This is a genomic window from Metabacillus sediminilitoris (genome assembly GCF_009720625.1).
Taxonomy (GTDB): Bacteria; Bacillota; Bacilli; order Bacillales; family Bacillaceae; genus Metabacillus; species Metabacillus sediminilitoris.
This window is the reverse complement of the sequence record NZ_CP046266.1, coordinates 4,561,691-4,581,984: the sequence shown is the minus strand read 5'-3', so window position 1 is coordinate 4,581,984 and position 20,294 is coordinate 4,561,691. Positions and strand designations below refer to the sequence as shown.

Annotated in this window: 15 protein-coding genes; 14 read left to right on the top strand and 1 reads right to left on the bottom strand. The window is 37.4% G+C overall.

Annotation, left to right across the window (positions count from 1 at the left end; translation table 11 throughout):
* Positions 1-34 precede the first annotated feature (34 nt).
* Positions 35-1,282 (top strand): MFS transporter, encoded by a 1,248-nt coding sequence (locus GMB29_RS22120; protein WP_136357387.1) that lies wholly within the window; start codon positions 35-37, stop codon positions 1,280-1,282.
* 74 nt (positions 1,283-1,356) lie between these two features.
* On the top strand, positions 1,357-2,739 hold the full coding sequence (locus GMB29_RS22115; RefSeq protein WP_136357385.1) for an amidohydrolase: 1,383 nt from the start codon (positions 1,357-1,359) through the stop codon (positions 2,737-2,739).
* Positions 2,740-2,997: 258 nt separating this feature from the next.
* Here GMB29_RS22115 and GMB29_RS22110 read toward each other — a convergent pair whose 3' ends face one another.
* Positions 2,998-3,798, bottom strand: coding sequence for a LysM peptidoglycan-binding and 3D domain-containing protein (locus tag GMB29_RS22110; RefSeq protein WP_136357383.1), 801 nt, complete (start codon positions 3,796-3,798; stop codon positions 2,998-3,000).
* A gap of 634 nt (positions 3,799-4,432) precedes the next feature.
* On the opposite strand from GMB29_RS22110, the gene GMB29_RS22105 reads away from it, so the two are divergent.
* The 12 genes from GMB29_RS22105 (at position 4,433) to GMB29_RS22050 (ending at position 20,140) form a co-directional block, all read left to right on the top strand.
* Positions 4,433-5,266, top strand: a complete 834-nt coding sequence (locus tag GMB29_RS22105) for a glycerophosphodiester phosphodiesterase (RefSeq protein WP_136357381.1) — start codon at positions 4,433-4,435, stop codon at positions 5,264-5,266.
* A 195-nt stretch (positions 5,267-5,461) separates the two neighbouring features.
* Entirely contained in the window at positions 5,462-6,475 is a 1,014-nt protein-coding gene (eutB, locus tag GMB29_RS22100) for a hydroxyectoine utilization dehydratase EutB (RefSeq protein WP_136357379.1), read from the top strand.
* Between the two features lie 4 nt (positions 6,476-6,479).
* The gene (aspA, locus tag GMB29_RS22095) at positions 6,480-7,916 is read left to right on the top strand and encodes an aspartate ammonia-lyase (protein WP_406600288.1); all 1,437 of its coding nucleotides are present in this window, start codon (positions 6,480-6,482) and stop codon (positions 7,914-7,916) included.
* Between the two features lie 251 nt (positions 7,917-8,167).
* The gene (locus tag GMB29_RS22090) at positions 8,168-9,874 is read left to right on the top strand and encodes a PucR family transcriptional regulator (protein WP_136357377.1); all 1,707 of its coding nucleotides are present in this window, start codon (positions 8,168-8,170) and stop codon (positions 9,872-9,874) included.
* Positions 9,875-9,893: 19 nt separating this feature from the next.
* The gene (gene pdxS / locus GMB29_RS22085) at positions 9,894-10,778 is read left to right on the top strand and encodes a pyridoxal 5'-phosphate synthase lyase subunit PdxS (protein ID WP_136357374.1); all 885 of its coding nucleotides are present in this window, start codon (positions 9,894-9,896) and stop codon (positions 10,776-10,778) included.
* Between the two features lie 358 nt (positions 10,779-11,136).
* Positions 11,137-12,324, top strand: a complete 1,188-nt coding sequence (locus tag GMB29_RS22080) for a M24 family metallopeptidase (RefSeq protein ID WP_136357372.1) — start codon at positions 11,137-11,139, stop codon at positions 12,322-12,324.
* Between the two features lie 72 nt (positions 12,325-12,396).
* Positions 12,397-13,401 carry a cyclodeaminase gene (locus tag GMB29_RS22075; RefSeq protein ID WP_136357370.1) on the top strand — a complete coding sequence of 335 codons (1,005 nt, stop codon included), beginning with the start codon at positions 12,397-12,399 and terminating at the stop codon, positions 13,399-13,401.
* Positions 13,402-13,416: 15 nt separating this feature from the next.
* Entirely contained in the window at positions 13,417-14,616 is a 1,200-nt protein-coding gene (locus tag GMB29_RS22070) for a cystathionine gamma-synthase family protein (protein WP_136357368.1), read from the top strand.
* 33 nt (positions 14,617-14,649) lie between these two features.
* Positions 14,650-15,897: a M20 metallopeptidase family protein gene (locus GMB29_RS22065; protein WP_136357366.1), complete on the top strand. Its 1,248-nt coding sequence runs from the start codon at positions 14,650-14,652 to the stop codon at positions 15,895-15,897.
* Positions 15,887-16,942, top strand: coding sequence for a homoserine dehydrogenase (locus GMB29_RS22060; protein WP_136357364.1), 1,056 nt, complete (start codon positions 15,887-15,889; stop codon positions 16,940-16,942). The genes GMB29_RS22065 and GMB29_RS22060 overlap by 11 nt, the downstream gene beginning before the upstream one ends.
* A 20-nt stretch (positions 16,943-16,962) precedes the next feature.
* A complete protein-coding gene (locus tag GMB29_RS22055) occupies positions 16,963-18,402 on the top strand; it encodes an aldehyde dehydrogenase family protein (protein WP_136357362.1) in 1,440 nt (479 codons plus the stop codon).
* A 166-nt stretch (positions 18,403-18,568) separates the two neighbouring features.
* Positions 18,569-20,140 (top strand): BCCT family transporter, encoded by a 1,572-nt coding sequence (locus tag GMB29_RS22050; protein ID WP_196305203.1) that lies wholly within the window; start codon positions 18,569-18,571, stop codon positions 20,138-20,140.
* Positions 20,141-20,294 lie beyond the last annotated feature (154 nt).

The following is a 20,294-nucleotide window of genomic DNA, read 5'->3' as shown; positions in this document are numbered from 1 at the left end:
TTTATTCGTGAACTAAAAAGGGGGATATGTAAATATGCAAAACAGCTTAATAGAAAATAAAAAAAGGCACTTAATACTTGTACTTTTATTTTTAGGATGGTGTTTATCTTATCTAGACAGAATGGCAATGAATGTGGGCATTGTTGAAATTGCGAAGGATTTTAATCTCAGTCCTTCTGTGATGGGAATTGTACTTAGTAGTTTCTTTGCAGGATACGCAATTATGCAAGTGCCTGGTGGCTGGCTGGCGGATAAATACGGATCCAGAAAAGTAATTGCAGTCGCTATTTTATTTTGGTCTATCTTTACTGTTTTAACAGGGATGGCATGGTCATTAATGTCGATGGTTGTGATTCGTTTTATGTTTGGCCTCGGTGAAGGAGCATATCCAGCTGCAAGTTCGAAAGCGATAGCCAATGCTTTTCCAAAGAAAGAACGTCCTGGAGCTCAGACGATCATGATGTCATCAAATTCACTTGGAGGAGTAATAGCACCGCTTATTGCGACACCATTACTAGTGTGGATTGGCTGGAAAAATTTATTTTTGACTATTGGTATTTTAGGTATTGTGGTTGCATGGCTGCTTTGGCATTACCTGAAACCAGAAAATATGAAGCAAGATCATTCTGAAGAAGAAGTCTCAGAAAAAGCTTCATTTAAAGATGTTATTAAAATACCGATCACATGGAAGTTAGCCATTATGTGGTTTGGAATGAGCACAGTTATTTGGGGACTAATATCATGGATGCCTCCTTATCTAGTAGGAGCTAGAGGACTTGATCTCATGTCAATGGGAATGCTTACTTCAATTCCAGCACTAACGGGTGCCATTGCAACAGTTATTGGTGGGCAGCTAATTCAATCTTATTTGAGTGGAAAAGAAAAATTGATCGCTATTGTGAGCTCTATTTTGGTCATCGTATGTTTGTATTTGTTATATAATGCGCCATCTGTAACGTTTGTCATTACATTTCAGTCATTGTGCACAATATTTCATGGACTCGTATTTGCCACTATCTTTTCCTTACCGCATAAAGTGATTTCAAAGACTAATATCGGTACAGCTATAGGGATTATAAACCTGGGGGGAATGATTGGGGCTTTCCTTGCCCCAATGGCTATGGGATATTTAATTGAAAAATTTAACGGTTCTTATACACCAGCTTTCATCTATCTTATTGTTTGCGCAGTTTTAAGCATTGTAGCAGCAGTGGCCTTAAATAAAAAAAGAGACTTATCCTTTGAGAATAATGTAATCATTAGTGGAGGAAAATCAATCTAAATGACTAGTTGTCTTTCTTTATGAAAAATTAATTGTAGCCATGAAAACTAGAATATAAGAAGGAGAGGTCAGTATTGAGTAAACAAAATCTACTGCAATGGTTAGAGGAAAATCAGGCTTCATTTTCAGATATGGCGAGAAAGATTTGGGAGCATCCCGAAATGTCATATGAGGAAAAATATGCTTCAAATTTGCAAATGGTAGAACTAAAAGAAGAGGGATTTACGATTGAAACATCTATCGGAGGAATTCAAACAGCTTTTATAGCGGAATACGGTTCAGGTAAACCGATCATAGGAATATTGGGAGAATATGATGCCTTACCAGGATTGTCGCAAACAGTTAGTCCATCTCGTCAAGAGGTAGTCCCAAATGGACCAGGGCATGGATGCGGGCACAATTTGCTTGGAACAGCGGGAGTTGAAGCAGTAGCAGCAATAAAAAAAGCGATTGAACAAGAAGGTCTAATTGGTACAATTCGCTATTATGGCTGTCCAGCTGAAGAGCTATTGTCTGGAAAGACATTTATGGCAAGAGCGGGCGCATTTGATGATTTGGATTGTGTCTTGACCTGGCACCCGGGTACAGCGAATGAAATCACGAATTCAAGTTTGCAAGCCATGACATCAATAAAATTTTACTTTAAAGGAACAACTGCACATGCTGGAGTAGCTCCTCATACAGGAAGAAGTGCACTTGATGCTGTTGAACTTATGAATGTAGGGTCTAATTACATGAGAGAACATGTTCCTGACGGTTCGAGAATACATTATGTAATTACAAATGGAGGTCTTGCACCTAATATTGTGCCTGGTGAGGCAAGTGTTTGGTATTATTTGAGAGCCGCAACAAAAGACATAGTAAAGGAAATGCAAAATAGATTGCAAAAGATTGCCCGAGGTGCAGCCATGATGACTGAAACAGAAGTTACTTGGGAGATATTGGCGAGCCCGTATGAAACTTTCCCAAATGAAATCTTAAATGATTTGCTGTATGACAATATGCTGCAGTTAAATGAGCTGACATATACAGAAGATGAGAAGTCTTTTGCCAAAGATTTAGCGGGCACCTTAAATACAAAAAATATGATAGAAAATGAAGTTGAGGAATTGCTTCCAACCAATTGTCTGAACAACAAATCCTTAATAGGAACGACATTTGGGGCTTCGACAGATGTAGGTGATGTTTGTTGGATAAAACCTGTTGGACAAATCATGACAACATGTGCTCCAGCAGGAGTCCAATTTCATACGTGGCAGGCAACCGCAAGTTTCGGTTCTTCCATTGGTATAAAAGGTATGCATTATGCTGCAAAAACGATGGCACTGACAGCCTATGACTTGTTGTTAAACAAAGACAATGTATTGGAAAAAGCAAAAGCTGAATTTAATGCAAGCACGAAAGGCAAGCAGTATGTGCCTGGGATACCGAAAGAAACCCACCCCCATGTACAATAGGTTAATAGATTTCGTAACTTATTTCTCTTTTCATAAAAAGAGTTCAATACTTCAGGACAAACTCGATTAATATAAGCTTTTGTTGATCAAGCTTTAAGTGATTGCGACCTCACAGGATGGACAAAAGATACTTAGTTCAATTCTATTAAAGATTATGGGCAAGTGTATTTAAATAAAATATATTATTTATAATGAAAAATAAAGAATGACTATCATAAAATAAACCCTAAGTTCTATTTGAACTTAGGGTTTTATATATTAATCCAAAATCTTAACTTGAACATCCTTTCTTCCCCACTGCTTTGCTTCTGATTCTGATGGAATAAACACGTCAATTTTTTTACCATCAATTGCTCCGCCAGTATCGCCGGCAATGGCTTCACCATAACCTTCTACATGTACTTTTGTACCTAATGGAATAACATCGGGATCAACGGCAATTACCTTTTGATTTGGATTAGCTTTTAAGTCAATACCTGTTTTTGTCGTACCAGAACATCCTTCACAATTTGCTGTATAAGCTGTTGCTTCAACAGTTATCTCCTTTTCAGCAGATTTTTCAACAGAAGCTTCTTCATCAGATTTTTCTTCTGTCTTTTCAACAGGTACAGCTACTTCAGATTTTTCAACTGGTTTTGTTGAATCATTCTCAACAGTTACAGACTTCACTTGATTGTTAGTAGCTGTTGTAGTAGTTTCTTGCTTATTGTCTTTATGTTCTATGATTATTTTGTTACCAGGATGGATGATATGAGAGACAATCCCGTTCCACTCTTTAAGATCATCAACTGACACGTTATTTTCTACAGCGATATTCCAGAGAGAATCGCCCTTAATAATTTCATAATACTCTTGAATAAATAATTTATCTTCAGGTTGAATAATATCTCCTGTTAACTCATTCCAATCTTTTAACTCTTCAACAGACACATCTTTTTGTTCTGCAATATCCCAAAGAGTGTCACCCTCTTGCACATTCACTTCTTCAGCTGAGGCATTTCCAGTAATACCTACAGTTAATGCAACAACGGTTATGAATGATAAAATGCTTTTTTTCATTTTACTTACCTCCTAGGTTGCTTCCTTACTTGTGCTAATCGATGTTTCCTATCTTAACACGAAACACAAGCTTATAAAGGACAAGGAGTTAACAGTTATATTACGATATTACGAGGATATAATAGCAATGTTACAAATCGTTCCTTATTTAACCATTAAAACAATTATTTGTTAAAAATTATAAGTTTTATCCTTTTTTTATTAATTAACCACATTTTATAACTGGAAATCATAGGAGTGAAAACTCCTTAGAAGGCTAAAAGTCACTTATTAACCGTTATGAAAGAAAAATGTGTAAAGTATTTGTAGGAGTTAAAGTTTAACAATATAAAAGATTGATAGGACAAATAGACTTAAAGTTAAAATGAACATCCATCATTAAGTCTATTTGTTGATTATGTAAATCGAGTTTTAACACAAAATGAACTAGAGAAAAGATTAATTACACACCTTATGAATACTAAATGATAATGGAATCATTTTAACTGTCATTTTATTTGTAAATAGAATTAATCTAAACTTACTATTTTCTTTCACAAAATCATTAATTTACTGTAATCATAACTTCATGCTGGATACATATTTCTTATCTAGAATGAATAGTGAAATAATATTTTAGATAGGAGATGGAGCTATGAATAAGAAATTAGTCGCAGGAGTTGGCCTCGCTTTTACGTTACTATTTAGTTCACTTCACCAAACCTTTGCTGCAGAATCAACAGGTGAAATAAGAAAGGTTGATAATGTTGCACATCGCGGTGCTTCTGGATATGCACCCGAGAATACGATAGCTGCCTTTGATAAAGCAGTAGAAATGAAAGCCGACTATATTGAAATCGATGTTCAAAGAAGTAAAGATGGAGAATTAGTATTAATCCATGATACAACCGTTGATAGAACAACGGACGGTACTGGGAAAGTCGGTGATTTAACGTTTGATGAGCTAAGAAATCTTGATGCAGGTAGTTGGAAAGGTGAGCAGTTTACTGGAGAAAAAATTCCGACATTTGATGAAATTCTTGACAGATATCATGGGAAAATTGGTATTTTAATAGAATTAAAAGCACCAGAGCTTTATCCTGGGATTGAGGAAAGTGTAGCGAAGGCATTAAAAGCAAAGAATCTTGATAAACCAAGTAATGAAAAAATAATTATCCAATCGTTTAATTTTGAATCTGTAAAAAAAATGAACGATTTATTACCAAAAGTACCTATGGGCGTGTTAACGTCTTCTAAAACTCATACAACACCAATGGCACTACAAGAGTTTTCTTCTTATGCAGATTACTTTAACCCTAGTTATACAATCGTTTCAAAAGAGTTAGTGAATGAAGTGCATGATTTAGGAATGAAAATATCTTCATGGACAGTCCGAAGCCAAGAGACAGCAGATTTCCTTTTGGAAATGGGAGTTGACGCAATTATTACAGATTATCCAGATTATGTTGATCCACGTATGCAAAATTAAGTAATCAAGCCGTTCTTCCTTACTTGCAAAGGAGTTCGGCTTTTTTTATTCTTACAGTTTCACATTTTTATAGAACAAACTGTATGAAAACTTTCATTATTTTATAGTCAGTTTTGACAATTGATATCTTATATAGAAGGAATTAGTATTTATCTTATGAATAATAAGAGTAATGATCTACGAGGGGAGGACATTATGACTTATACAGAACAAATAGAAGTTAAAAAAGAGATAAAAATCCGTGATATTTGGGAAGCAAAGAAACGTATTGCTTCTATTGTAACTTCAACACCATTAATCAAATCTATGATTCTTTCTGAAATAATAGGTCGCTCTGTTTATTTAAAACTTGAAAATGTTCATGATGTTGGAGCATTTAAAGTTAGAGGTGCGGCAAATAAAATCCTTAGCTTAAACGAGAAAGAAAAAAAACGAGGGGTTGCCACATATTCAACAGGAAATCATGGTATGGCTGTTGCATACGTGGCGCAAAAACTAGGAATCGAAGCAGTTGTATGTATTTCAAATCGTGTACCAAAAGCAAAAGTCGATTCGTTAAAAAGGCTTGGAGCAAAAATAGAGATTGTTGGAGAAAGCCAAGATGAGGCGGGAGAACGCTGTTATGAGTTGGAAAGAGTGAAAGGGTTAACGGTAATCGAGCCATTTGATGATCCGCATATTATTGCTGGACAAGGTACAATTGGCTTGGAATTGCTGGAGACCCTTCCTAATATAACGGATGTTATTATTCCTCTATCAGGTGGAGGCCTTCTGTCTGGCGTTGGCTTGGCATTAAAATCAAATGATCCGGATATAAGAGTAACTGGTGTTTCAATGGAAAAGTCCGCTGTCATGTATGAAAGCTTGAAAGCCGGAAAACCTGTAAAACTCGAGGAAAGCGAGACACTTGCTGATAGTTTATTAGGTGGCATCGGGCTTACAAATCAATACACCTTTGAAATGGTTCAGAAATATAAAGATGATGTACTACTCATACCTGAAGATGAGATTGCATATAGTATGGCTTTTATGATGGATAAACACCGAATCATAATGGAGGGTGCAGCAGCAACTGGGGTCGCAGCCGTTTTAGGTAATAACATTCCTTATCAAGATGGTGATCTTGTCATTATTATTAGCGGACATAATGTTGATCTATCAATCTTAAATAAAATAATTGAAAATTATATGCTTGCAAACAAAGGGTGAGATGATGTCAAGTGGTATTGGTATTGATAATGTAAGAATCGAAAGCGATTTTTTAGGGTCAATGGAAGTACCAAAGGAATCATATTATGGAATCCAAACATTGAGAGCTGCAGAAAACTTTCCAATTTCAGGATATCAGATTCATGAGGAATTAATTAAAGCATTCGCAATCGTAAAAAAATCCGCAGCCTTAGCTAATATGGAGGTAAAGCGTTTATATTCAGGATTAGGTAATCAAATCGTAAAAGCTGCAGAGGAAATCATTGAAGGGAGATGGCATGAATATTTTATCGTCGATCCAATTCAAGGGGGCGCTGGCACCTCGATGAATATGAATGCAAATGAGGTGATTGCTAATCGCGCCCTTGAATTACTTGGCTATGAAAAAGGTGACTATATGCAATTAAGTCCAAATAGCCATGTAAATATGTCACAATCAACCAATGATGTCTTTCCAACTGCAATCCATCTTGCAGCACTGAATATGCTAGATAAATTATTACATACAATGGAGAAGATGCATGGGGTCTTTAAGACAAAGGCAAAACAATTCGACCATGTTATAAAGATGGGGAGAACACATCTTCAAGATGCGGTACCAATCCGTCTTGGTCAAGAATTTGAAGCATATAGTCGTGTAATAGAGCGTGACATAAAGCGAATTCAACAATCATGCCAGCATTTATATGCAGTAAATATGGGGGCAACGGCTGTTGGGACAGGGTTAAATGCTGATCCGCGTTACATTAAAATGGTTATCAAACATTTAGCTGATAGCAGCGGCCTTCCTCTAACAGGTGCTGAACATTTAGTTGATGCGACGCAAAATACAGACACCTACACAGAAGTATCAGCTGTACTCAAGGTTTGTATGATAAACATGTCAAAAATAGCAAATGATATTCGTTTAATGGCATCGGGCCCACGTACAGGCTTAGGTGAGATCGTATTGCCGGCAAGACAACCAGGTTCATCCATTATGCCAGGAAAAGTAAACCCTGTTATGCCAGAGTTGATAAATCAGGTTGCTTTTCAAGTGGCTGGTAATGATTTGACTATTTCCATGGCCTCAGAAGCTGGTCAACTTGAACTAAATGTAATGGAGCCTGTACTAGTGTTCAATTTACTTCAATCCATTGAAATGATGAATAATGCTTTTACTGTTTTCACCACGTACTGTCTTGAAGGCATTCAAGCAAATGAAGAACGGTTGAAAAGATATGTAGAAAAAAGTGTCGGTATTATAACAGCGGTTAATCCTCATATTGGCTATGAAGTCGCGGCTCGTATTGCAAGAGAAGCAATTATAAATGGTAAATCTGTTCGTGACCTTTGCTTACTATACGACGTATTAACAGAAGAAGAATTAGAAATTATCTTAAATCCATATGAAATGACTGAACCAGGTATTTCAGGTGCCATTCTTTTTGATAGAGAGTAAATCCCCCTCATTATAAAGAAGTAGATAACGAATTGATATATTAATAAAATAATTTATTGAGAAAAAAAAGGAAATTCAGTAGACTGTATTCATTTAATATGGTTTGCTATTATTAGAAGTTTTCAAACTATCAGAAATAATGATCTTCTAGATAGTCGTTAAAAAACTGTTAAAAGTAGATTTAGTTGGATTGGAGAAAGCTAATTTTTTCTTACTTGTTTTAATCTTAAAGTGGCATGAGGGGGGACACCATGGGATTAACAATAAAGGATATATTAAATTACGAAATAATGAAAAATGCTAAAATCATAACAGGGAAAAGTATTGCAAACGAACGATCTGTACAGTGGATTTCAGTAATTGAGATGCCTGTTGAAAACTTTGTTCGTAAAAATGAAGTTGTTTTAACGACTGCAATTGGCTGCAATAATGATGTTGAAACGTTAAAATCATTCGTTCAAGATGTTATCGACTCTGAAGCATCAGCACTTATGTTTGCGATGGGAAGGTATATATACGATATTCCGCGGGAAGTGATTGAATTAGCAGAGAAGCATAACTTCACGCTAATAGAACTTCCATGGGAAGTGCGTTTTGCTAATATAATTGAAGAAGTTATGAAAGAAATTAACGATATTCAGCATAAAGAACGGAAAAAATCAGAGAAAGTCCAGCAGGAGCTATTAAAGTTAATTTTAAAAGAAACAGATCTTAAGCATATTTCAAAATTTATCCAAAGACATATTGGCTGTTCGATTATTATTACGGATCGATCTGGAACGATTCAAGAGAAAGGCTGTCATTCTCAAGAGTTTATTAAGAAGTGGAAAAACTGTGTTCTACAAGGGATCCTCCCTTTAAAAAAAGAAGAATCGATGATAACACGTGACCCTATGTTTCAAAAATTTCAAATGATAGAAATTGAAGAGCAGACGGTTCTTCAGCTCCCCGTCCTACAAGTGTTAGGTGATGCACAAGGCTTTATATTTGTCATGCTCCCACCTCATGCATCTGTAGACTCCTATTTAACACAGTATCGTGTGAATGTACTAGAACATTCAGCAACAACAATCGCTCTTTGGCTATCAAGAAAAAATGCTATCGAGGAAACAAAAATCAGTCTTCGCAGTGATTTCGTGCAAGAGCTTGCAAAAGGAGAATTTGTTTCATGTGATCAGGCGAATTCACGAGCAAAATTACTAGGCTACAATATTAAGCATCCTTACGTCTGTATTGTAGGTTTTCCTGAAAACTTAGAGGAACTTTTCCGAAAACGAAAACGGGATTATGATTCTTATGATCATTGGCTCGAAAGCATGATTCATTATATTGAAGAAGAAATTTATTATGCAGCACAATCTCTTAAACGAGAGGTAATGATGACATATCAAGGAGATCAGCTTCTTATATATTTAGAAATACAGTGTAAAAATGAAAACGCTACAAATTTTTTAGACCTAGTAGAAAGACGTCTAAAGAATTTATTGCCTGAGGTTGTCATATCTTGGGGAATTGGGAACTTTCGCGAAGGCTTTACTGGCTTTGCAGAAAGCTATCAACATGCAAACGTTGCCTTAAATATTGGAAGACGAAAAAAAGGAACAGGACATCGCATGATGTATGAGCATACCCGTGTCGACCGGGTGCTCTTAAATCTTGCTCAAAATCATGAGATGAAGGAAGTCATTATGTCGACAATTGAACCGCTTGTTGAATATGACGAACAACGCAATATGGATTTAATTGGTACATTTAGTGCGTATAATCAATATCACGGTAATGTAAGTCAAACGGCAAGATCATTGAATTTGCATCGGCAATCCTTGTTGTATCGTTTAAGAAAAATTGAATCATTAACAGGGCTTTCGTTAGTTGATCCTGATGATTTATTTTTATTGGATTTAAGTATTAAGACTTGGAAAATGGGTGTATCTGAAGAATTAACACAACAAAGATAAATATTGGGGGTATAAAATTATGGTGAATATTGGTACTGATGTTGTTAAACGTGGAATGGCTGAAATGCAAAAGGGTGGAGTTATTATGGACGTCATCAATGCTGAACAAGCAAAAATAGCAGAAGCAGCAGGTGCTGTTGCTGTTATGGCACTTGAACGTGTTCCTGCTGATATTCGCGCTGCAGGAGGAGTGGCACGCATGGCAGACCCGACGATTGTTGAGGAAGTCATGAATGCAGTATCCATCCCTGTTATGGCAAAGGCTCGTATCGGACATATTGTTGAAGCACGTGTATTAGAAGCGCTTGGAGTTGATTACATTGATGAAAGTGAAGTATTGACACCAGCAGATGAAGAATATCACCTTGATAAACGTAAATACATCGTTCCTTTTGTATGTGGTGCAAGAAACCTTGGAGAAGCATTGCGCCGTATCGGTGAAGGAGCTTCTATGCTACGAACAAAAGGGGAACCTGGAACAGGAAATGTTGTCGAAGCTGTGCGTCATATGCGTCTTATTCAAGCGCAAATTCGTCAAGTGGCTAGCATGAGTCATGATGAATTAATGACAAAAGCGAAGGATTTACAGGCACCATTTGAATTTCTGTTGCAAATCAGAGAAACAGGCAGACTCCCAGTCGTTAACTTTGCTGCAGGTGGAATTGCAACTCCAGCTGATGCTGCCTTAATGATGGAGCTTGGGTCTGACGGTGTGTTTGTTGGCTCAGGAATCTTCAAGTCCGATGATCCAGAAAAATTCGCAAAAGCGATCGTCGAAGCAACAACTCATTATCAAGATTATGAGCTTATCGCTCATATTTCAAAACGTCTAGGCAATCCGATGAAAGGGATTGAAATCTCGACCTTAGACCGTTCACAACGAATGCAAGAGCGCGGTTGGTAAATGATAGGTTTTAATAGAGACCGGTATGGATATTTCCATGCCGGTCTATTTTATTTGGATAACTTAAGTAGAAAATTCATTTTTAGCAGCAAAAATAGTATAAAAGACAAAGTCGTTTGTCAAAATGTACACCTTTCTATAAAGCGTATAACGAAACAAACCACGTGAAATCAGTGTTTGTTAGATTATCTACCAAAAAGTTCATACTTTTTTGATAATTTGACTACAAACTAATTAAAATCTTCATACATTTTTGCAGATGATAGATGTTTCCCGCAGCCACTATAATAAACACATAGAATGATATTCATACATTTTCATAAACAAACCATTGTTGAATTTAGGAGGGAAGGTTCCTATGACATTTGGAACAGCAGAGTATAAAGAGAGAATTCGTAAAACAAAAAAAAGAATGGCAGAAAAAGGGATTGATGTATTACTCATTACGGACCCAGCCAATATGAACTACTTATCTGGTTACGATGGTTGGTCGTTCTATGTACATCAAATGTTAATCATTTTTAATGACGAAGATCAGCCAATTTGGATAGGAAGAACTCAAGATGCAAACGGTGCGAAAGTGACTACATGGCTATACCATGAAAATATCATTCCGTACCCAGAAGATTATGTACAATCTGATGTAAAACACCCAATGGACTTTGTCGCAGATATTTTAAAACAAATTGGTCAAGATAACCGTTCTATCGGTGTAGAAATGGAAAACTACTATTTCACGGCCAAATGCTATCAACAGCTGCAAAAAGGACTGCCAAATGCAAAGTTCCATGATGCAACGCTTTTAGTAAACTGGGTCCGCATTGTGAAATCAGATACTGAGATTGAGTATATGAAACGTGCAGCATTATTTGTTGAAAAAGCAATGATGGCTGGCATTGAAATGATTAATGAAGGTGTTCGTGAATGTGATGTTGCTGCTAAAATCTTGCACACACAAGTTACAGGAACAGCAGAATACGGCGGGGATTATCCGGCGATTATGCCACTGCTCCCATCTGGAGAGAAAACATCTACTCCTCATTTAACATGGACAGATGAACGCTATAAACAAGGTGATACCGTGATCTTAGAATTAGCGGGTTGCTATAAACGATACCACTCACCGCTTGCAAGAACATTAAATATTGGGAAACCATCAGATAAAATTAAAAATCTTTCAGATGTTGTTGTTGAAGGTTTGAATGCTTGTCTTGACATGATAAAACCTGGCATCGCCTGTGAAGAAATTGAAGAAACTTGGAGAAAAACCATCCAAAAAAGCGGCATTATTAAGGAATCACGACTTGGTTATGCAATGGGGTTAAATTATCCTCCTGACTGGGGTGAGCACACAGCAAGTATCCGTAAAGGAGATAAAACAATTCTTCAGCCAAATATGACATTCCATCTCATTCCTGGCATTTGGTTAGATCAATACGGATTTGAGGCGAGTGAAGCATTACGAGTAACCGAAACAGGCTGTGAAACATTCGCGAAACTTCCAAGAGATTTATTTATTAAAGATGGAGCTCTTACAAAATCCTGAAATAACTTTATATCCTACATGTATGAAACTTAAGCAAGTTTTGTCATTAGGAACGAGGAGGTGAAGCAGACCATGCTTATATTTACAGAGCAGGAGCTTAAACAATATGTGAAATTAAATCTTGAAGCCATTTCAACGGTTGAAGATGGTTTTACGAAACTAGCAAACAATGAAGTAGAAATGCCACCAATTATGCGTGTTGATATTCACGATCAAAATGGTGAAGTAGATGTCAAAACAGCATATGTTAAACGAAAAGATATGTTTGCGATAAAGGTTTCATCTGGGTTTTTTAATAACTACAAGCTTGGTCTTCCAAGTGGAAATGGACTAATGATGTTGATTAGTACACAAACGGGTATTCCCCAGGCACTACTTCTTGATAATGGTTATTTAACAGAAATAAGAACAGCAGCTGCCGGAGCGATCGCAGCAAATTACCTTGCACGAAAAAAAATTGAAACAGTTGGTGTGATCGGTGCAGGAAGTCAAGCGAGATTTCAGGTGAAAGCATTAAAACTAGTAAGAGATTTTACTAAAATCATTGTTTATGCTCGTTCAACAGACAAAGCAAAAAAGTATGCTGAGGAAATGACCTCAGAATTAGGTATTGATGTCCAAGTTGTTGACAGCGCAGAACAAGTCGTTCGAAATAGTGACTTGGTAATAACGACAACTCCAGCAAAGGAGCCGATTATCAAGGCTGAATGGTTACATCCTGGTCTTCATATTACAGCAATGGGTTCTGATGCTGAACATAAGCAAGAATTAGAAGCTGAAGTACTAGCACGAGCAGATAAGCTTGTGTGTGATACGAAAGCACAATGTGCGAGATTAGGAGAATTACATCACGCACTAGACAGTGGTGTTTTAACTTTGGATTCGTCCATTATTGAACTTGGTCAATTAACAGCGAAAAAGGTAATCGGCCGTGAGAATGAAGAACAAATTACTGTCTGTGATTTAACAGGTACAGGTGTTCAAGATACAGCAATTGCATTGTTTGCTTACAATGAAATGGTCAAACGCAATATGGGGTTAAATGTTGAAAACAAAACGTTTGAACTAAAAAACTAATGAGGAGTGGGGAACATGTCAAACGACAACATTAAAGTAGGTACGAAAGCAGTATGGGCAGGGGAGAAAGAATATTTAGTACATGGTGCAACGCAAGTACCTGTCGTACTAAGTGTAGCTTACAATTATGATGATATGGATGAATGGTATGATGTAGCAATTGGAAAGAAGAAAGGCCATATTTATGGACGTAACACAAATCCAACTGTTCAAGCGTTCGAGGATAAAGTGAAAATCCTTGAAGGTGCAGAAGCGGCGACAAGTTTTTCAACAGGAATGGCTGCGATAAGCAATACTTTATCTACCTTCTTATTACCAGGAGATCGGATTGTATCGATTAAAGATACATACGGCGGTACAAACAAGATCTTTACAGAGTTTCTTCCTCGTCAACAAATTGAAGTTGTCCTTTGTGAAACGGGAAATCATGAAGCAATCGAAGCTGAAGTAGCAAAAGGCTGTAAAGTATTATATTTAGAAACACCAACAAATCCAACTGTGAAAATTACTGATATTGAGCGCATGGCAAAAGCAGGACGTGATGCAGGAGCGCTTGTGATCGTTGATAATACATTTGGTACACCAATTAACCAAAATCCACTTTCATTAGGAGTAGACTTAGTGATTCATAGTGCAACGAAATTCCTAGGTGGTCATGCAGATGCATTAGGTGGTGTTGTATGTGGTTCACATGAGCTTGTTGAAAAAATTTATCACTTCCGCGAAATCAATGGTGCAACAATGGATCCAATGGCTGCTTACTTGACTCTACGTGGAATGAAAACTCTTCACTTGCGTGTTCGCCAGCAATGTGCAAATGCAATGGCGCTAGCAAAATATTTACAATCAAAAGGATTAGTTGAAGACGTTTACTATCCAGGTCTTGAAACACATCCAAACCATGAGATTGCGAAAAAACAAATGAAAGACTTTGGCGGAATGCTTAGCTTTGCAGTAAAAGGAGGAGTAGATACAGTTAGAGATCTATTACCAAAATTACAATTTGCAAACCGTGCTGCAAATCTAGGTGCAGTTGAAACAACTGTAGGGCCTGCTCGAACAACTAGCCATGTTGAATGTACATCAGAAGAGCGTGCAGCAATGGGTATTCCTGAAGGCCTCATTCGTGTATCTTGTGGTATTGAAGATATTGAGGATTTAATTGCAGATTTTGAGCAAGCTTTCCAGCACGTTGAAAATGCTTTGCAAGTTTAATAGAAGATAAAATTCATAATGAGGTGAGCGGAAATGGCGAATGACCATCCAATAGTTGAACAAGCGGAAAGACTGCTAGATAAATTGGTTGAATGGCGTCGCACGTTTCATCAACATCCCGAGCTTAGCTTCCAGGAGTTCGGGACCTCTCAATTTGTTGCTGAAACGTTGCAAAAGATTGATGGAATGATAGTAGAAAGGGGAATTGGTGTCGAGACCAGTGTTGTTGGTACATTAACATCTGGAGAAGGTCCAACGATTGCAATTAGGGCAGATATTGATGCATTGCCAATTCATGAAGAAAATATGTCGAGCTATCGTTCAAAAAATGCTGGTGTCATGCACGCATGTGGTCATGACGCACATACTGCTATTTTACTAGGTGTTGCCAGTATGTTATCTGTTCACTTCAAAAAGGGAGAAATAAAGGGAACAGTAAAATTCATTTTTCAGCCAGCGGAGGAATGCACTGATGAACATGGTCTTTCTGGATCACCATATATGGTGCAAGCTGGTGTCTATGACAAAGTAGATACAGCGATTGCCCTACATATGTGTCCTTGGCTCCCGGTGGGAGAAGCACAAATAAACGATGGATACAGTATGGCAAATGTTGATGTGTTTGAAGCAAAGATTTTTGGCACAGGAGGCCATGGAGCATATCCAGAGCTTGGTACAGATCCGATTTGGATGCTTGGACCTGTCATGCAAGCATTACATGGGATTGTCGCAAGAAAAGTCTCAGCATTGGATGCGGCAGTTGTAAGTATTGGCCAAATTCACGCAGGGACAGCAAGTAATATCATTCCAACTGAGGTATTAATTGAAGGGACGATCCGCAGTTATACACCTGAAATCCGCGATGTATTAGAATCACAATTAAAGAAAGCGTTTTCGATAGTTGGACCTCTTGGTGGTCATTATTCTTTAACTGTCCAAAGAGGTGAACCAGCATTAAAGAACCATTCAACTGTTAATGAGTGGCTTACCCAATCGATAACAGAAATTTATCCTAGTTTTAAGATCATAAATCGCCCTTTTGGACTTGGTGGAGAGGACTTCGGTTATGTGACACAAAAGCTTCCTAGTTCTATGTTTTTCCTAGGATGCGCCCCAGAAGATGGGATCCAAAGGGATTTGCATACACCGATCTTTGATATTGACGAAAATTGCTTACCAATCGGGACAGCTATTCTCACACAAACAGTCATTAAGTATTTAAAAGGTGATGTTAGCTTACCAAGTAATAATAATTTGGAGGTGCAAACAAATGGCGCATAAACTTGCATTTATTGGATTTGGTGTCGTTGGTCAAGGCTTAGCTGAAATTCTTCGTGACAAAAAAGCCGCATTGAAACAAGAGGAAGGATTTGAAGCAGTTATCGTTGCAATTTCTGATTTAATGAAAGGATCAATCTATCATCCGGGCGGACTTGATATCGATACGGCTTTACAAGTATTAAACGAAACTGGAAATTTAGATAACTATCCGCAAACACCAGGACTTGTAACTGGGTGGGATAGTCTCAAAACGATTAGAGAAACAAATGCTGATACAATTATTGAAGTTTCCTACACAGATGTGAAAACAGGTCAACCTGCGATTAATCATTGTAAAGCTGCATTCGAGAGCGGTAAAAACGTTGTCATGACAAACAAGGGGCCAGTCGCGTTAGCATATAAAGAACTTGCAGAAATTGCTGATAAACATGGTGTACATTGGGGCTTTGAAGGTACGGTTATGAGTGGAACTCCTGCATTAAGAATGCCGATCTCAACATTAGCAGGGAATGAGATTACAGAAATTCGCGGCATTTTAAATGGTACAACAAACTATATTTTAACGAAAATGGAAGCAGAAGGTGTATCTTACGAAGAAGCATTGAAAGAAGCACAAGCGCTAGGCTATGCAGAAGCAGATCCTACTAGTGATGTAGAAGGCTATGATGCAAGATATAAAATTGTTATTTTATCAAACTATGTGATGAAAGCACCTTTGACTGTAGAAGAAGTTTCTTGCAATGGAATTACAAACATCACATTAAAAGATATCGAGGATGCAAAAGCACAAGGAAAGCGATGGAAACTTATAGCGAAAGCTCGCAAACAAGGTGACAAAGTAATTGCCTCCATTGCACCGGAAAAAGTTGCGATCACAGACCCTCTTGCTTCTATTAGTGGTGCTACAAACGCAATTACGTATGAATGCGATCTTTTAGGCACAGTAACATTAAGTGGTGCTGGTGCTGGAAAAGTAGAAACAGGTTTCTCCCTTTTAATTGATTTAATTACCATTGATCGAGAAAAACAAATCGTAAAAATTTAATGATGGAAGGCGGTAATGGCATGACAACTCAACTTTCAGGTCAAAAGATGTTTCTAGCAGGTAATTGGGTGAACAGTGATCGAATGATTGAGATTCGTGATCCTCAGGATAATAGTATCATTGATACAGTACCAGCAGCATCAGCTGAAGATATGATGAAATGCATTGAAGAAGCAAAAGAGGGAGCTAAAATTGCAGCTTCCATGCCCGTGCATGAACGTATGAGAATTGTCAACACTGCTGCGAATTATATTGAGCAACATGCAGAGAAATATGCGCGAACAATCTCAAGAGAAGGAAGTAAGACCATTCGCGAAGCAACAAAAGAAGTAGCTAGATGTATACAAACACTTCGAATAAGTGCAGAGGAAGCAAGGCGGATCCATGGTGAGACAATCCCGTTTGATCAAATGCCTGGAAGTGAGGATCGAGTTGGTTATTATTATCGTTTCCCAATTGGTATTATCGGTGCCATTACTCCGTTTAATGATCCACTGAACCTTGTTGCACATAAAGTAGGACCGGCAATCGCTTCAGGAAATGCGATTATCGTTAAGCCAGCAACTGTCACACCGTTAAGTGCTTTGTTGTTAGCTGAAGCATTCGCACAAGCAGGACTACCACCTAAAGTGTTATCAGTGATAACGGGATATGGAAGTGAAATTGGTGATACATTAGTTACCCATCCTGCCGTTCGAATGATTTCCTTTACAGGAGGTTTAGATGCAGGAGAGGAAATAACACGAAAAGCCGGATTAAAAAAGATTAGTATGGAGCTTGGTTCAAATTCTCCAGTTATCGTACTCGAAGACGCCGATCTACAAGAAGCTGTAGAATCATCTGTCTCAGGTGCCTTTTGGGCAGCGGGACAAAATTGCCTAGGTGTTCAAAGAATATATATCCAAGAAAGTATATTCCATGAATTTCAAACGAGATTTGTTGAGCGAACAAACCAATATTGTGTTGGGGATAAACAATCTGAACGAACAGACATGGGACCTCTTATCAATGAAAAGGAAGCAATTCGTGTTGAGGGATTGGTTAATGAAGCGATCGGAAAAGGTGCAGTCCTATTAACAGGTGGTGAGCGAAATGGCGCTTTTTATTCCCCGACTGTACTCACAAACGTACCAGAAAATTGTACGGTTGCAAAAGATGAAATTTTTGGACCAGTTGTGCTCCTTTTCTCAGTTTCAGATCTGGATACAGCGATAGAGAAAGCAAATGATGTTGATTATGGTTTACAAGCTGGAGTTTTTACTAATGATGTTAGAAAAGCTTACAAGGCGATTGCGAAAATGGATGTTGGTGGTATCATGATCAATGACTCAAGTGATTATCGAATTGATGCTATGCCATTTGGAGGTACAAAAAAGTCTGGGCTTGGGCGTGAAGGCATCAAATTTGCGATCGAGGAAATGACAGAACAAAAAGTTGTCTGCTTTAAATTATCTATCTAACTGTTATTCGATCAATGATAATTGTATGTTGTTCAAATAGAGAAAATAGAGGGAAAATGTATGGTTTACGCATTATTCTCTTTTCCCTTCTATTATTAAATATCTGAATATTCAAAACTTACCATCAGATGTACCTTATGCATTAAATTATACGGCTCCTTATAAAATGCGACAAAGGGTGGTTTATTTGAAGAAAAGCAAAGAACGAGTATCTTTTAATAATTCAGTTTTTAAAATATCGGCTATAATCGTTACACTTTTTGCACTGTGGGGAGTGATTTCCCCCGGGGGGTTAGCAAAAAATGCATCTGCAGTTGCAAGCTATATTAATCATTCTTTCGGTTGGTTTTATTTAGCTTCAGTTGCAGGGTTTGTTGCATTTTGTTTGTTTCTTGCTTTCAGTAAGTATGGAAGTATTAAACTTGGACAAGAACATGAAAAGCCGGAGTTTTCTTTCTTTGCTTGGATCAGTATGTTATTCGCTGCGGGATTTGGTGCAGGAATCGTATTTTGGGGTGTAGCTGAGCCACTTACTCATTTTGCCAATCCGCCACTTAGTGGAATTGAACCGAAATCAGCTGAAGCTGCTCGAGTAGCAATGAATTATTCTTTCTTTAACTGGGGATTTCATCAATGGTCAGTATTTACGATCGTAGGATTAGCACTGGCTTATTTTCAATTTCGTAAGAAAAGCAAATTGCTTGTAAGTGAAACTCTTGGTGAGGTTTCGAAGAAAAGGATTAGCAGTAAATTAAAGACATCAATAAACATACTAGCAGTCATTGCGACTGTTACAGGGGTTGCCACATCATTAGGGATGGGTGTCTTACAAATAAATGCTGGTCTGAATTATGTCTTTTCTTTTCCGAATAATCCATGGATGCAAGTAGGGATAGTTGGTGTAATGTTTATTCTTTATACCTTATCAGCAATTACAGGTGTCGATAAAGGAATAAAAATCTTAAGTAATACGAACATGTTTTTAGTCATTGGATTTATGCTGTTTTTCTTATTTAAAGGTCCAACAGTCTTTATCTTAGAAAGCTTTGTCCTAGCAGTTGGTGACTATCTTCATAATTTTGTTCAGATGAGTTTTTATTTAACTCCATACTCAGGTGATAAATGGGTGCATGATTGGACAATTTTTTATTGGGCATGGGTTATTACATGGTCTCCATTCGTTGGTTCATTTGTTGCCCGTATTTCCAGAGGGAGGACGATACGTGAATTTGTTATTGGCGTATTGATTATTCCACCTGTCATTGCTTTTATGTGGATGGCAATCTTCGGCGGTACAGGATTATATATGGATCTATTCCAAAATACAGCACTATCAGAGGCAGTCTCTAAAGACGTTGCTACTGCGATCTTTGTATTTCTGCAACAGTTTCCGCTTTATGGCATTTTATCATTGCTAATGCTTGTACTTATCATGATCTTTCTTGTTACATCAGCAGACTCAACGATATACGTCCTTGGAATAATGACATCTGATGGAAATGAAAATCCATCAAATGCTGTAAAGGCAATTTGGGGTGTATTAATAGCTGCTATTACTGCTGTATTAATTATTAGCAGCGGGTTAGAAGGATTGCAATCGGTTGCGTTAATTGCTGCACTTCCATTTACAGTTATCATGATTTTGATAAGTATCTCATTATTTAAATCCATGTACAGTGAACAAAAAGCGGAAAAACAAGATCATGTTAACATAACCACTCAGCGGAAAGCACAATAAATTAATAAAATGAGAAATGAGAAAAAACTGCAAACAAGGGAAAGTATTATTTTTACTTTCAATGTCTGTAGTTTTTTCTTTATTAGGTAAAGGGAAGTCACAATGTAAAACTTTCAAATGTATGTTATAATACATTTTATGTATCATATAATAT

Coding starts and splice junctions, on each gene's coding strand:
- GMB29_RS22050 (WP_196305203.1), top strand. CDS start 18,569: ATGCGACAAAGGGTGGTTTATTTGAAGAAAAGCAAAGAACGAGTATCT.
- GMB29_RS22090 (WP_136357377.1), top strand. CDS start 8,168: ATGGGATTAACAATAAAGGATATATTAAATTACGAAATAATGAAAAAT.
- eutB (WP_136357379.1), top strand. CDS start 5,462: ATGACTTATACAGAACAAATAGAAGTTAAAAAAGAGATAAAAATCCGT.
- aspA (WP_406600288.1), top strand. CDS start 6,480: ATGTCAAGTGGTATTGGTATTGATAATGTAAGAATCGAAAGCGATTTT.
- GMB29_RS22055 (WP_136357362.1), top strand. CDS start 16,963: ATGACAACTCAACTTTCAGGTCAAAAGATGTTTCTAGCAGGTAATTGG.
- GMB29_RS22105 (WP_136357381.1), top strand. CDS start 4,433: ATGAATAAGAAATTAGTCGCAGGAGTTGGCCTCGCTTTTACGTTACTA.
- GMB29_RS22065 (WP_136357366.1), top strand. CDS start 14,650: ATGGCGAATGACCATCCAATAGTTGAACAAGCGGAAAGACTGCTAGAT.
- GMB29_RS22080 (WP_136357372.1), top strand. CDS start 11,137: ATGACATTTGGAACAGCAGAGTATAAAGAGAGAATTCGTAAAACAAAA.
- pdxS (WP_136357374.1), top strand. CDS start 9,894: ATGGTGAATATTGGTACTGATGTTGTTAAACGTGGAATGGCTGAAATG.
- GMB29_RS22070 (WP_136357368.1), top strand. CDS start 13,417: ATGTCAAACGACAACATTAAAGTAGGTACGAAAGCAGTATGGGCAGGG.
- GMB29_RS22110 (WP_136357383.1), bottom strand. CDS start 3,798: ATGAAAAAAAGCATTTTATCATTCATAACCGTTGTTGCATTAACTGTA.
- GMB29_RS22120 (WP_136357387.1), top strand. CDS start 35: ATGCAAAACAGCTTAATAGAAAATAAAAAAAGGCACTTAATACTTGTA.
- GMB29_RS22075 (WP_136357370.1), top strand. CDS start 12,397: ATGCTTATATTTACAGAGCAGGAGCTTAAACAATATGTGAAATTAAAT.
- GMB29_RS22060 (WP_136357364.1), top strand. CDS start 15,887: ATGGCGCATAAACTTGCATTTATTGGATTTGGTGTCGTTGGTCAAGGC.